Consider the following 13,851-nt stretch of genomic DNA (forward strand, 5'->3'; position numbering starts at 1 on the left):
GTTTTCTTTAACAAAAGAAACTATTCGCAGTATGGTTATCGGAATTATTGGAGCTGGAATTTCAGGTTTAACAGCCGGCAGAATGTTAGCCGGAGCAGGACATGAAGTAACAATTTTTGAGAAAAGCAGGGGATATGGCGGCAGGATGGCAACCCGATATGCCGGCAAGAATTTAGGCTCCAAAATGGACCACGGTCTTTCAAATTTCGAAGTAAAATCTGACGAGTTTCTTGAATTCACAGAAGAACTCCTTGAAAAGGGGCTGATACAAAAATGGGGTAGAAAATTCGCTTCTTTTGATGGCGATAAACTTCTGGAGTCGACACCAAATATTTCTTCAGGTCCGCTTTATACTTCTACCAAGGGAATGAATGAGATTGGAAAATATTTGAGCCGATGGGTTGATATCCGCACAGAAACGAAAGTTGGTGGACTGACTTATTTCGGAACTAATCGATCCAAAAAACGATCCTGGATGATAAATCTCACCTCCAGCGAAACATTTGGGGCCGATGCCGTGATTCTCGCACTCCCGGCTCCACAAGCCTATGGCATTTTGGGAATGGCGAGGGACGAAACCAACACGTTAAAAATTATCCGCCAGATTGATGAGGTGAGTTATAAACAAACGTATTCTCTGATGGTTGGTTTTGACTCTCAGGATGTTCCCGAGTGGGAAGGAGTGATTTGTCAAAATAGTGCTCTCGAATTTATTTCAAACGAAGCTCTGAAAAGGGAATCGCAAGAATGCTCTTTTGTACTGCATGCAACAGAATCATTTACAAAAGAGTACAAAAACAAGAATGAGGAAACGGTCATCAGAAAAATGCTGGATGAATTTGTGAAGGTTGTCGGTGACCGGGCTGTTTCTCCTAAATGGAATCAACTCCATTTTTGGCGTTATAGTAGAGCAAAAAAAATCATAAATAGTCCGTATCTTGAGCTTGAAGATGAAGACGCCCCATTGGCACTCGTCGGAGATTTTTTGCAGGGAAATACGGTAGATGACGCTTACCGTTCTGCTCATTTATTAGCAACGGACTGGATAAAAAAATTTAAAAATAAGGTTCACATTCCAATTGAATGAAACAGGCAAAAGCTTCGTTTCTTCTTTTTATATTTAGCGCTCAGGACAAAAACCACACCTAACTTGGACTCCTTTAAAAAGCTTAATCGGTATTTGAAAAAGTACAGGGGAATTATTCTTCTTGGTGCTCTTTTTCTAACCGGATCCAATTTTTTCCTTATCTGGATTCCAGTGCTCATCCGGCGCACGATGGACCGTGTTGAGCAGTTAGGAACCGATCAGGGTGGGCAGTACGAATCAATGATGGACATTCTCTTCTCGAGCGAAGCCGGAGAAATTCTTGCGTTCAATTCATTGCTGTTGGTGGGGACAGTACTTTTATATGGAATTCTTCTCTTTGCAACGCGGCAAACGCTGATTGTCAGTTCCCGAAAAATTGAATTTGATATTCGAAACCGGGTTATGGACAAATTGTTGGTCTTACCTCAAAGATACTTTGCATCCAATACCTCTGGTGAAATTTATGTGAGAGCTACCGAAGATATTGCCAGGGTTCGTGAATATTTTGGTCCGGTTCTGATGTACACCATCAATACATTTACCCGCGCAGGATTTATCATCTCCATGATGATTATCGTAAATCCGACTCTCACGTTTTGGGCTCTTGTACCGCTACCGTTTCTTTCAGCATTTGCCTATTGGGTGAGCGGTTTTATCAATAAATACCAGGTAATTATCCAGGAACAGTATTCCAGAATAGCCGGCAAAGCAAACGAAACGTTCAGCAGTATTCGTCTGATTAAAGCGTATAACCGGCAAGAGTATGAGCAGAAAAAGTTTGAAGCCGAAAGTGAGGACTATCGAAAGAAAAAACTTCGGCTGGATCTGGTTGAATCTCTGTTTCATCCCACACTGAATCTCCTGATTGGTGTATCGGTGGTGATTGTAGTTTGGAAAGGTGGAGTGATGGTGATTGATGATCAGATTACGGTTGGAAATATTGCCGAATTTGTGATTTACGTAGCTTACTTAACCTGGCCGGTTGCGGCATTGGGATATACGGTAAATACACTTCAGAAATCACTGGCTTCCTGGGAACGCATCAATAACATGCTGAGTGAACCGATTGAAATTCGCGACAAAAACAGGGAATCAGGTTCAGTTTCTTCTGAAATGAAAGGGGAAATAGAATTCAGAAATGTAAGCTTCAGATACCCAGGATCTGAAGAGTTTGCTATCAGAAATATTAACATGAAGATTCCGGCCGGAAGCAACATCGCCATTGTTGGAAGAACGGGGGCAGGAAAAACATCGTTAGTTAATTTAATTCCGCGTCTTTTCGATCCTACGGAAGGAGATATTTTTATAGATGGTGTAAATGTAAAAAATTGGAATTTGGCTGATTTAAGAAAGTCAATTGGTTATGTTCCTCAAGAAACATTTCTCTTTTCTACAACTATTAAAGAGAATATTGCATTTGGCGTAGAAGATGCTTCCATGGAACAGGTTGAAGAGGCGGCAGACAGCGCACAGGTGCTTGATAATATTTTGGATTTTGAGAAAAAATTTGAGACACTTGTTGGAGAAAGAGGAATCACTCTTTCAGGCGGACAAAAACAGAGAACTGCTATTGCCAGGGCTATAATAAAAAAACCTGGAATTGTTATATTCGATGATTCGCTAAGCGCCGTCGATACAAAGACAGAAGATGCTATTTTAGAGCATCTGCGGGTGAAATTGGCACATGTCACAACTATCATGATATCACACCGAATATCTACAGTTAAAAACGCTGATACAATTTTTTATATTCAGGAAGGTTCGATTGTAGAATCAGGTACCCATGATGAATTAATAGAAGTCGAAGGACGTTACTTTGACATGTACCGAAAACAATTACTTGAACAAGAATTGGCTCAAATATAAAACATAAAAACGGGGACCTTTTGTTTGAACGGCAAAAGCCCATAAATCACAGCGGGAGATAACAATGATTATTGTACCCTTAGGTGTTGCCTCAGCAACGCCAACTGCAACCAGACACTTGCCATCTGTTGCCCTGTGGAGAGAAGGAGATGTTCATCTTTTCGATTGCGGGGAAAATGCTCAAATGCGGATGTTGCAAGCAGGACTTAAACGGTCTAAGATTGAAAATATCTTCATATCCCATTTCGATGTCGATCACTTTTCGGGAATCATAGGATTGCTTTCCACACTGCAATTGCAGCGCCGGGAAAAAGCACTGAATATTATTGGTCCGAAAGGAATGAAGGAATATGTGGAATGGAACCTCAAATTTGCGAAAGTAGATCTTAATTTTGAGATTAATTTTGTAGAAATAGAAGAAGGTTTTGAAGGAGAAAAAGTGGTTGATGAAGATGAGTACTATGTGGAGGCTCGTCCGTTAAATCATTCAAAATTTTGTATAGGTTATCGCTTTCAGGAAAAAGATCGTCCCGGAAAGGTTGACGCTGAAAAAGCGGAAGCGATGGGAATTACAGAAGATGCTCAATACAAAGCTCTGAAATCCGGCGAAGACGTTGAGTTGGAAGACGGCACGGTTATAAAATCGTATGATATTGTTGGTCATCCGCGACCGGGCGACAGTTTTGCTTATGTAACGGATACAAAATATCATCCAAATTCTGTGAAGCTGGCGATGAATACAAACATTTTGTATCACGAAGCTACTTTTAGTGAAACGCTGGCTGATAAAGCGGCAGAAACCGGCCATTCAACATCGGCAGATGCAGCCCGTGTTGCCAATGAAGCTCAAACAAAACTTCTGGTTATCGGACATTTTTCAGCTCGATATACAAACCCTTTTGTCTTGTTGCGAGAGGCACGGGAAAAATTCTTCCCTGCGTGGCTGGCTACTGAACTCCGCCCGATTTATACGAATCCATCCCAGGAAAAAGGAATCGTACAGCAGAAGGTTTATTTGAAAGAAGCGAACGACAGTTCTGGCAGCAGCAGTAGTAGTGGCGGCGACAAGAAAAAAAGGAGTAGCTTCAAAAAATATGACAAGAGCAATAAGCGTTTCAGAAAACGTAAAAGTTCTTCATCAGACAGAAACCGAAAGACACGAAGCGACTCTAACGAACGCAGACGCAAGCGTCCCGAAAGAAGCAGGAGTGACAGTCATGACACGAACAAAGGGTCGTCACGAGCTCCGAAACACATTACGCCAAGAACACCTTTCGATAATTTTGACCGCTTCTAATTTGTAACGCGTTTTGAGATCTAAAAGTGAAACGAAAGCCGTCGATTCTATATTGATTCGACGGCTTTACTACTTCTTTAAGCCTTATCGATGGTGGGCTATTCTGGCAATCGTACTTACCTTGTCAGCAGCTTACCTGGGAACCGTTCAACCAAAACTGACACAGATTGCCGTTGACGAACACATCACCAATGGGGATGTTGACGGGTTGATGTGGATCATTTTATTGATTGTTTGTGCGCTGGTTGGTGAATTCCTGATTCTTATTCTGAATACCTACATCACCCGTTGGTTTGGACAAGGTGTTTTATATCGGTTGAGGAACGCAGTATTCGAGAAAATTCAATCGCTCCACGTACAGTTTTTTGATAAAAATCCTATTGGGAGATTAATTACCCGAACCACCAGTGATATTGAAGCACTCAGCGAGCTTCTGTCCGATGGAATAGTGAATATGATCGGAGATCTGTTCAGAATCTTCTTTATTCTTTATTTCATGCTTACCATGAGCTGGGAATTGACCATTGTCTCCATTCTGGTTCTTCCGGTTCTGTTTTATGCAACTTTCTGGTTTAAAGGAAAAGTTCGCATCGCATATCTTGAAGTAAGAGACCAGATTGCACGGCTGAATTCCTTTGTACAAGAGCATATCAATGGAATGTCAGTTGTACAACTCTTTAACCGTGAGAAGAAAGAGAAGCAAAAATTTATTGATATCAATGCAGATCACAGGAAAGCTCACATTTCTACAATCTTTTACTTCTCCATATTCTGGCCGGTGATTGAGGTTCTTGCCAGCCTCGCCATGGCCCTGGTGGTTTGGTATGGAGGCGCACGGGCTTTGATGGGGGACGTGACGTTTGGGGTGCTCCTGGCTTTTATTCAATATGTGCGCCAGTTCTTTAACCCGATCAGAGGTCTCTCTGAAAAGTACAATACACTTCAATCTGCGTTGGCTTCCTCCGAACGGATTTTCAATGTTCTTGATACTCCAAAGAAAATTGCTGAACCGGATCAAGAAACCTCGATCAAGGATTTCAAGGGAGAAATTGAATTTCAGGATGTTTCTTTCCGATATAATGAAGACGAAGAACTGATTATAGACGATGTGTCTTTTAATGTGAAACCCGGTGAACTACTCGCAATTGTGGGTGCAACCGGTGCAGGAAAAACAACCATCATAAATTTGTTGCTCAGATTTTATGATATCCAGAAAGGAAAAATTCTTTTGGATGGAACAAATATTCGAGATCTGTCTCTTAAAGATTTACGGTCCCAGTTTGCACTCGTTCTTCAGGACAATGCCCTTTTTTCAGGAAGTGTTTTAGAGAACATTACTTTGGGGCATGAAGAAATTACACGAGAACAGGTAATAGAAGCAGCAAAAGAAGTGGAAGCGCATCAGTTTATAAAAAAATTACCGGGTACGTATGATTTCGTACTTAGAGAGCGTGGTGCTTCGTTATCTATGGGACAAAGGCAATTGATTTGTTTTGTACGAGCTATGGTTTATGATCCAAAAATTTTAATCCTTGATGAAGCCACTTCCAGTGTTGATTCCGAAACCGAAGAGCTTGTTTCCCGTGCCTGTAAAAAGATGATGCAAGGCAGAACATCCATTGTTATTGCTCACAGATTATCGACAATTCAAGGTGCAGACAAGATCTTGGTTATGCATAAAGGACAAATTCGGGAAACGGGAAATCATCATCAATTGATACAAAAAGAAGGTGGAATTTACAGGAAATTATATGAGTTACAGTATAGAGATCAGGCTATTAACTCAAACACAATTGCTTGAACGCACTAACTAATCAAATAAGGAGGAACCCAAAATGGCAGACTTAAAAGAAAAAGAAGAAGAGTTGAAAGAAACTCTCAAAAAAGAAAGAGAAGAATTAAAAAAATCCTACGATGACATTCGGAAACGATTGAAAACCGAAGGTGATCGTCTTCAGGGTGAACTCAGAAAAGAGTATGACACCGCCCGCAAATATGTAGAAAAAAATCCTGAAACCGGAGTTGGTGTTGCATTAGCCGGTGGATTATTGTTAGGTTTTGCGATTGCAAAACTTTTCAACAGATAAAATTGAATGAACCCAATACAATTTGATAAAGTTGAAGACCTCTTTGAGCGCCTGGATGCGCTCAGGGGGTATCTTTGACTACGATAAGCGCAAAGTTCGAATTATAGAATTACAGGAACAAACCCAGGATCCCAATTTCTGGAATAACCCAGATAAAGCTCAGCAGGTGATGCGAGAGCTTGATTTCGAAAAGGAAATCACCGGGAAATGGGATAACCTCAATGATCTTCGGGAAAGCATTAAGGTTTACAAACAGTTCCTGGATGAAGGTGAAGATGTAACCGATGAAATTCAGGCGGAGGTTTCTGACTTCAAAGAGAAGCTGAAAGACCTCGAGCTTCAAAATATGCTCAGTGGTGACGATGATCACCGAAATGCAATTGTTACGTTCAATCCCGGAGCAGGCGGAACCGAAAGCCAGGACTGGGGGGTGATGCTCTTCCGAATGTTTTCTCGCTGGGCCGAGAAAAAAGGACATGATGTTTCGGTAGTTGAATACCAGGATGGCGATGTGGCCGGACTAAAAAGTGCTACACTCGAAGTAAAGGGGCCGAACGCTTACGGATATCTTAAATCGGAAAGTGGCGTTCATCGTTTGGTACGGATTTCTCCTTTCGATAGCAACTCGCGGCGACATACTTCGTTTTGCTCGGTTTTTGTTTCACCCATAATAGACGATACGATTGAAGTGAATCTGAATGATTCGGATATCGAACTTCAGCGATTCCATGCCAGTGGTGCAGGCGGACAAAATGTGAACAAGGTAGAAACCGGTGTTCGTCTTATCTGGACGGGCAAGCTCTCGGATGGAACCGAAGAACGGGTTGTTGCTGAATGCCAGCAAGAGCGATCTCAACTTCAGAATCGTGAGAAGGCAATGGTTTTGTTGAAATCGAAAGTGTACGAGCTGGAAAAGAATATCAAAGAAAGAGAACAGCAGAAACTTGAGGATTCAAAAAGCAGTAATGAATGGGGATCTCAAATCCGGTCATATGTTTTTCACCCTTATAATATGGTGAAAGATCACCGGACCAATCACGAAACCGGCGATGTGCAGGGAGTGATGGACGGCGATCTCGACGAGTTTATGAAAGCTTACCTGATGATGAGTGCCGCGGCAGTTTCATCATGATTACAGTTGGGGTAACAGGGGGAATCGGCTCGGGAAAGACCACCGTTTGCAAAGAGTGGGAAAAACTTGGAGCAAAAGTTGTGTACGCTGATGATCTTGCCAAGAATTTGATGACTTCTGATTCGGATCTGAAACAGAAATTAGTCAAAGCATTTGGTCGGGAAACATATCACGAAGATGGTTCCCTTAATCGTCCCCATTTAATTCGCCATGCTTTTGAAGAGGACAGAGTGGAAGAATTAAATAAGTTGGTTCATCCGGCAGTTGCCAAAAAGTTCAAAGAAATTAGTGAACAGGCGAAGCAAAACGGCGAAAAGATACTGGTTGAAGAAGCTGCTTTATTACTTAATAATGGTCGCCCATCATTTCTCGATATCATTGTACTTGTAAAAAGTAACCGGGAGAAAAGGATTGAACGAGTAGTAGAAAGAGATGGTGTTTCTTCTGAAAAAGTATTAGACCGTGACAAAAATCAACCTGATTTCAACAATCTCTCACACCTGGTGGATTATACAATAGAGAACAATGGAACGCTTAATGAACTTAAAGAAAAGTCCGGGAAGTTGTTTGATTTGTTGATGGAAATAGCAAGAAAATAAAATGGGCTTTTGCCAGGCTCAGGGTTCTCAAAAAGAAAACTTTTTTAAAGATCCGCGCCGTCTACGGCAATCTTCATTCCTTCGCGGATATCGTGTTCAAGCGTGTAACCGGCATTCACTTCTACAACATATTGCGCGGGTTCTTCCGATTGAATACTTTCCTGAGAATACGGCTGAGTATTACGATGAATGCGGACGATTGTCATTTCGGAATTTACAAACATGATATCCAAAGGAAGGGGAGTGTTGGCCATCCAAAAACTTCTTGTTTGCTGATTGTCGAAGATAAAAAACATACCCGCATCATCCGGTAAATCTGTTACATTCATCAAACCTTCGCTGCGGGAACGGTTATTGTCAGCAATGGCAGCTTTAATTGTGGAAATTGTATCAGCTTCCGATCTGAGAAAGGAAACCTCGGCATTAAATTCTAATACGCGTCCGTTTTCTTCATTGGATTCCTGATTCTGGTTATTATTGTCAGAACAGGAACTTAGAATAAGAAGTCCCACAAAAAGAAAGAAAATGGGATAGATGAAGATTTTACTGAACATTAAAATGATTGGCTTGAATAATATTAGGCATTTATAGTAAACAGCAATGCGCGTATTTGCAAGTCGTATCAGTTGTAATTTTCTACATTTTAGGTTATTTTTTGGGTCTGTAAAGTGAGCGCCGGGAGGTACTCACTTTTTTTTGTACTTATATGTAGTGAAACGGATGCAAAACGAATCAATAAATAAAATAAAAGAGATTGCATATCCCATTGTGGAGCAAGGGGATGCATTTCTTGTTGATGTTGAGATTAAACATCAAAAGGTGCCGGAAGTATGGATTTTGGTTGATTCTGAAAGTGGAAACGTTTCGTTAGATACATATTCGGCGATTAGCCGAAGAATTGGTGATGCACTTGATGAAGAGGATATTTTTCAAAACAAATACAGACTGAATGTTTCATCCCCGGGATTGTCCCGGCCGCTCTCTGATAAGCGTCAATATGCAAAAAATCAGGGGCGTGTTGCAAAGGTGAAATATAAAGAACAAGATCAATATCAAACGGTAGAAGGCGTTATCAAACAGGTTGAAAAAGATAAAATTTCAATAAACACGGAGGATGGAGATGTGTTTGAAATTTTATTCGAAGATATTGTTGAAACCAAAATTGTTCCAAAAATTTAGGCCTTAACTTTTAAACAAAAAATTCTGATGCAAGACGATATTTCCAAGCTCATTATTCAGTCTTTTGCTGAAATTGCAAAAGACAAAGGAATTGATAAGGACCTTTTGTTGTCTATTCTCGAGGATGTATTTCGAACCATGATTCGAAAAAAATACGAATCCGACGAGGCCTTTGAAGTCATTTTAAATGCAGACAGGGGAGAGATCCAGATATTGCACATCCGGGAAGTGGTTCCGGCTGATGAGCTGACAGATGAGGTCACAGAAATTACCCTTGAAGATGCACAAAAACACGATCCGGATTTGGAGCTTTACGATGAGTATGCTCAGGAAATATCGATCACAGATTTTGGCCGGCGGGCTGTTACCATGGCGCGGCAGCAATTGGCGCAACGAATCCGTGAAATAGAGAAGGATAATATTTTTGAGGATTACTCCGACCGAGTTGGCGAAATTGTTTTGGGTGATGTATATCAGGTTCGAAACAACAAAGACATTCTTGTGAATCACAACGGAGTGGAGCTTTTACTGCCAAAAAATGAGCAGATTTATAAAGACCGTTTCCGAAAAGGTGACACCATTCGGGCAGTGGTTGTGGAAGTAAAACGACACAGCGGAAATCCGACAGTTGTTATTTCCCGAACATCGCCACTGTTTCTTGAAAGGCTATTTGAAAATGAAATTCCGGAAGTTTTTGATGGCATCATCGAATTGAAACGAATTGCCCGCGAACCCGGAGATCGTTCAAAAGTAGCGGTTATTTCGCACGATGAACGCGTTGATCCCGTTGGTGCATGCGTTGGTATGAAAGGAATTCGGATTCACGCCGTGGTGAGAGAATTGCAAAACGAGAATATCGATGTCATCAACTATAGTGATGATAAGATTGAATTCATCAAACGTGCGCTTCAGCCTGCGAAGGTTCTGAAAGTTGAATTGAGTGAAGACGGTACCCGTGCAAGTGTTCTTGTTCCGGCGGATGAAGTTTCTAAAGCCATCGGAAAAGGTGGGGTCAATATTCGATTGGCTTCCAAGCTTGTGGATTGCGAAATTGACGTGTTCCGTGAAGTTGAAGAAGAAGACGATATTGATATCGCCGAATTTGAGATCGATTTCGGTCCCGAAACCATTGCTATTCTTCGTGAGATTGGATGCGACAGTGCACGTGCCGTACTCGAACTTGACGAGGATGAACTTGTGCGCAGAACTGAGGGACGAATTTCCGAAGAAGAAGCCGAGCGCATTATTGATATCATTGCATATGAATTTGAGGACGAAGAAGATTGATCGTACCTTTAGGAATCGGCTCATTTTTTTACATTAGATAATAAACGACGAAACACCATTTATGACCAAACAAAAACCCAAAAAGCTCTTTAAGGTAGCATCAGAATTTAATGTTGCCACTCAATCCATTGTAGACACGTTGAGTGAGAACGGATATGATGTGACCAATCGGCCAAACTCCAGCATTACACAGGAGATGTACGATGTGCTGGAGGGGGTATATGGTGATGACAAAGAGAAAAGCATCGAGCATGAAAGAGCGCGGGAAGAGTACGAAAGTCGCCGCAATCAAATCATGTCGAGCCGGAATGAAAGTGTTACTATTGACAGCCATCTTGAGCCGATTGAGGACCTTCCCCTCGAGCCTGAAGAAGATCCTGTTCCGGAACCAAGCCTTGAACCACAGGAAGAAGAGGTAGTAGAAGCTGCTCCGGAAGAAGAGGAAGAAATATCAGATGAAGAAGAAGACGAGATTGATGAGCCGGCGCCGGTTGAAGCCCAAGAACAAGAAGATGAGGCTGAAGAACTGGAAGAAGCCGACGAAGTTGATGAACCTGATGAAGAAGAGGAAGAGGATGAAGAAGAAGTTACGGCTGAAGCTGAGGAAGATTCAGATGAAGATGTAGAAGATGATGAGGTGGAGGACGACGAGGACGAAGAAGAGCCAGAGGCTAAAAAAGAAGATTCGCAAGAAGATGAGGAAGAGGAGGTTGTCCGGGGCAGAGCCAATAAACTAAGCGGTACCAAGGTTTTAGGAAAGGTTGAATTTTCTCGTGAAAACCGGAAGAAGAAAAAAACCAGAAAGCGACGAAAAGATCGTCTTGACAGGGATGAAGACTATACCCGCAAAGACAAAAAACAACCTAAGAAGGATGATACAGCAGACAAATCATCATCCAAAAAAACCAAAAAGAAAAAATCGCGGCGAAGCAGTAAGGTCGACGATGAGGATGTAGAAAAGAAAATGCGTGAAACCCTTCAAAGAATTAAGGAGGGGGACACTGTAGGAAGCCGACGGCAAAAACGACGTCGTCAACGTAAGGAAGAAAGGGAAGAAGAACGTGCACATCAGGAGGAACTCGAAGAACTTGAAGAGTCAACGCTTGAGGTTACTGAATTTATTACAGTGAGTGATCTTGCCGACTTGATGGGTGTGAAACCTAATGATGTGATTACTACATGTATGTCTCTCGGTACCATGGTTTCCATTAACCAGAGACTGGATGCTGCAACGATTGAGCTTGTAGCAGCCGAATACGACTTCGATGTTGAATTCGTAGATGCCGAAGAGATGATCGAAGAAGAGTTTGAACTCATTGAAGATGATCCGGAAGATCTTGAACCCCGCTCCCCGATTATTACCGTAATGGGCCATGTGGATCACGGGAAAACCTCTTTGCTTGACTACATTCGTAAAGCAAAAGTTGCTGCCGGTGAGGCAGGCGGAATTACGCAGCATGTGGGTGCGTATGAGGTTGAAACCGAATCAGGAAAGAAAATTACATTTCTTGATACTCCCGGTCACGAAGCGTTTACCGCTATGAGGAGTCGTGGAGCCCAAGCCACAGATATTGTTATCCTCGTTGTTGCTGCCGATGATGCCGTAATGCCTCAAACCATTGAAGCTATCAACCATGCCAAAGCGGCCGGAGTTTCTATTGTTGTGGCTATTAACAAGATGGATAAAGAAGGTGCGAATCCGGATAAAATTAAGAACCAACTTTCCGAACATGGTGTAATTGTTGAGGAATATGGAGGAAACAACCAGGTAGCTGAAGTTTCTGCTCATACCGGAGAAGGGATTGATGAGCTTCTCGAAAAAGTTCTTATCGAAGCTGAACTGATGGAGCTTAAGGCGAATCCAAATCGTCTTGCACAAGGAGTTGTTCTTGAATCGCGAATCGATAAAGGAAAAGGAACTGTCGCCAACATTCTTATCCAAACCGGAACATTGAAAATTGGTGATCCTTTTGTGGCCGGTCCTGTTTTTGGACGGGTACGTGCTATGGAGGATGAGCGTGGAACCCGGTTGAATTCAGCAGGGCCATCTACCCCGGTTCAGTTAACCGGATTTGATGACACGCCACAGGCCGGAGATCGATTAATCGTCTCGAGTGATGAAAAAACGGCCAAAGAAATTGCTAATCAACGGCAGCAAATTCGCCGGGAACAGTCACTCAGAAAAGTGAAACACCTTACATTGGATGATCTTTCTCGACGAATGGCCCTTGGTGAGGTTTCTGAACTGAATATCATTATCAAAGCCGATGTGGATGGTTCCATTGAGGCGCTTTCCGGTGCATTGCAGAAACTTGGCACCGAAGAGGTATCTGTGAATATTATACACACAGGTTCTGGTGCTATTACTGAAAGTGATGTTCTTCTCGCTTCAGCATCAGATGCGATTATCATCGGTTTCCAGGTTCGGCCTACGTCCAGCGCTCGTAAGCTTGCAGAGGCCGAAAGCATTGATATTCGGCTGTTCAGTGTTATTTATGATGCGGTTGATGAGGTTCACGATGCTCTTGAAGGTATGCTCAGTCCTGAAATCAAAGAAGAAATGAAAGGATTGGTTACTGTTCGTGAAGTCTTCAGGATCTCCAGAGTTGGAACTATTGCCGGCTGTTATGTAAATGAAGGTAAAGTGAACCGGAATAACCCAATCCGAATTATCCGTGATGGTGTTGTAATTTATGATGGTGAGATTGATTCTCTCAAACGTTTCAAAGAAGATGTGAAGGAAGTTCAATCTGGCTACGAATGTGGTATTAGTATCGAAGGCTTTAACGACATTAAAGTTGGTGATGAATTTGAAAGCTATGAAGTGATTGAAGAGAAGCGGAAGCTTGAAGATGCCCGCTAAACTGTTCTGAATATTTCACAGATTTACACCAAATCTTAATGCTAACACCAAAAAATGAGGAATCATGAGTATACGGACAGAAAGACTCAGCTCTGTTATTCAAAAAGATATTGGACAGATTCTTCAGCAAAACTATCAGCCTGCCGGCACTTTTATTACGGTGACCCAGGTTCGGGTTACAGATGATCTTTCCATTGCTAAAATTTATTTAAGCATTTTTTCTCCCGGCAGGGAAACCGATCCCATCTACAAGGCTATTGATGATCATCAGGATGAAATTCGTTATCAGCTGGCATCAAAAATAAAAAATCAGGTTCGCCGCATTCCGGAACTTCTTTTTTATGAAGATGATACCGCCGAATATGTGAATAAAATGGAACATCTGTTTAAGAAGGCAAGAGAGGGACGGGCAGATGATGCTGATGAAAATCAATCAGATAAATCTGAAGCATAA

At 42.0% G+C, this 13,851-nt stretch carries 12 protein-coding genes; 11 read left to right on the top strand and 1 reads right to left on the bottom strand.

Going from position 1 to position 13,851, the window contains the following annotated elements; all coding sequences use genetic code 11:
• Positions 1–31 precede the first annotated feature (31 nt).
• The 7 genes from L0B18_RS11075 (at position 32) to coaE (ending at position 8,068) form a co-directional block, all read left to right on the top strand.
• Complete coding sequence (locus L0B18_RS11075; RefSeq protein ID WP_234571839.1) at positions 32–1,087, top strand: NAD(P)/FAD-dependent oxidoreductase; 1,056 nt, start codon at positions 32–34, stop codon at positions 1,085–1,087.
• Between the two features lie 63 nt (positions 1,088–1,150).
• On the top strand, positions 1,151–2,953 hold the full coding sequence (locus tag L0B18_RS11080) for an ABC transporter ATP-binding protein (protein ID WP_234571840.1): 1,803 nt from the start codon (positions 1,151–1,153) through the stop codon (positions 2,951–2,953).
• A gap of 64 nt (positions 2,954–3,017) precedes the next feature.
• Complete coding sequence (gene rnz / locus L0B18_RS11085) at positions 3,018–4,250, top strand: ribonuclease Z (protein ID WP_234571841.1); 1,233 nt, start codon at positions 3,018–3,020, stop codon at positions 4,248–4,250.
• Between the two features lie 13 nt (positions 4,251–4,263).
• Positions 4,264–6,051: an ABC transporter ATP-binding protein gene (locus L0B18_RS11090; RefSeq protein WP_234571842.1), complete on the top strand. Its 1,788-nt coding sequence runs from the start codon at positions 4,264–4,266 to the stop codon at positions 6,049–6,051.
• 34 nt (positions 6,052–6,085) lie between these two features.
• Entirely contained in the window at positions 6,086–6,337 is a 252-nt protein-coding gene (locus L0B18_RS11095; RefSeq protein ID WP_234571843.1) for a hypothetical protein, read from the top strand.
• Positions 6,338–6,343: 6 nt separating this feature from the next.
• Positions 6,344–7,469, top strand: a protein-coding gene (gene prfB / locus L0B18_RS11100) for a peptide chain release factor 2 (protein ID WP_234571844.1) whose coding sequence is annotated in 2 segments (ribosomal slippage) — positions 6,344–6,412 and positions 6,414–7,469 — 1,125 coding nt in all. Because the reading frame shifts where the segments join, the coding sequence is not laid out codon by codon here.
• On the top strand, positions 7,466–8,068 hold the full coding sequence (gene coaE / locus L0B18_RS11105; RefSeq protein WP_234571845.1) for a dephospho-CoA kinase: 603 nt from the start codon (positions 7,466–7,468) through the stop codon (positions 8,066–8,068). Before prfB ends, coaE begins: the two co-directional genes overlap by 4 nt.
• A gap of 44 nt (positions 8,069–8,112) precedes the next feature.
• Here the strand turns inward: coaE and L0B18_RS11110 are convergent, their stop codons facing one another.
• Positions 8,113–8,622 carry a DUF192 domain-containing protein gene (locus L0B18_RS11110; protein ID WP_234571846.1) on the bottom strand — a complete coding sequence of 170 codons (510 nt, stop codon included), beginning with the start codon at positions 8,620–8,622 and terminating at the stop codon, positions 8,113–8,115.
• A 166-nt stretch (positions 8,623–8,788) separates the two neighbouring features.
• On the opposite strand from L0B18_RS11110, the gene rimP reads away from it, so the two are divergent.
• The 4 genes from rimP to rbfA all read left to right on the top strand — a co-directional run bounded on the left by rimP (position 8,789) and on the right by rbfA (position 13,851).
• Positions 8,789–9,247: a ribosome maturation factor RimP gene (gene rimP, locus L0B18_RS11115; protein ID WP_234571847.1), complete on the top strand. Its 459-nt coding sequence runs from the start codon at positions 8,789–8,791 to the stop codon at positions 9,245–9,247.
• Between the two features lie 27 nt (positions 9,248–9,274).
• A complete protein-coding gene (gene nusA, locus L0B18_RS11120) occupies positions 9,275–10,534 on the top strand; it encodes a transcription termination factor NusA (RefSeq protein ID WP_234571848.1) in 1,260 nt (419 codons plus the stop codon).
• 61 nt (positions 10,535–10,595) lie between these two features.
• A complete protein-coding gene (gene infB / locus L0B18_RS11125) occupies positions 10,596–13,397 on the top strand; it encodes a translation initiation factor IF-2 (RefSeq protein WP_234571849.1) in 2,802 nt (933 codons plus the stop codon).
• A gap of 64 nt (positions 13,398–13,461) precedes the next feature.
• Complete coding sequence (rbfA, locus tag L0B18_RS11130) at positions 13,462–13,851, top strand: 30S ribosome-binding factor RbfA (RefSeq protein ID WP_234571850.1); 390 nt, start codon at positions 13,462–13,464, stop codon at positions 13,849–13,851.

Origin of the sequence: Rhodohalobacter sp. 614A (assembly GCF_021462415.1) — a bacterium.
Classification (GTDB): domain Bacteria; phylum Bacteroidota; class Rhodothermia; order Balneolales; family Balneolaceae; genus Rhodohalobacter.

Excerpts from the sequence above, each read along its gene's own strand:
- L0B18_RS11075 (WP_234571839.1), top strand. The coding sequence starts at position 32 with ATGGTTATCGGAATTATTGGAGCTGGAATTTCAGGTTTAACAGCCGGC.
- rnz (WP_234571841.1), top strand. The coding sequence starts at position 3,018 with ATGATTATTGTACCCTTAGGTGTTGCCTCAGCAACGCCAACTGCAACC.
- L0B18_RS11095 (WP_234571843.1), top strand. The coding sequence starts at position 6,086 with ATGGCAGACTTAAAAGAAAAAGAAGAAGAGTTGAAAGAAACTCTCAAA.
- coaE (WP_234571845.1), top strand. The coding sequence starts at position 7,466 with ATGATTACAGTTGGGGTAACAGGGGGAATCGGCTCGGGAAAGACCACC.
- L0B18_RS11110 (WP_234571846.1), bottom strand. The coding sequence starts at position 8,622 with ATGTTCAGTAAAATCTTCATCTATCCCATTTTCTTTCTTTTTGTGGGA.
- rimP (WP_234571847.1), top strand. The coding sequence starts at position 8,789 with ATGCAAAACGAATCAATAAATAAAATAAAAGAGATTGCATATCCCATT.
- nusA (WP_234571848.1), top strand. The coding sequence starts at position 9,275 with ATGCAAGACGATATTTCCAAGCTCATTATTCAGTCTTTTGCTGAAATT.
- infB (WP_234571849.1), top strand. The coding sequence starts at position 10,596 with ATGACCAAACAAAAACCCAAAAAGCTCTTTAAGGTAGCATCAGAATTT.
- rbfA (WP_234571850.1), top strand. The coding sequence starts at position 13,462 with ATGAGTATACGGACAGAAAGACTCAGCTCTGTTATTCAAAAAGATATT.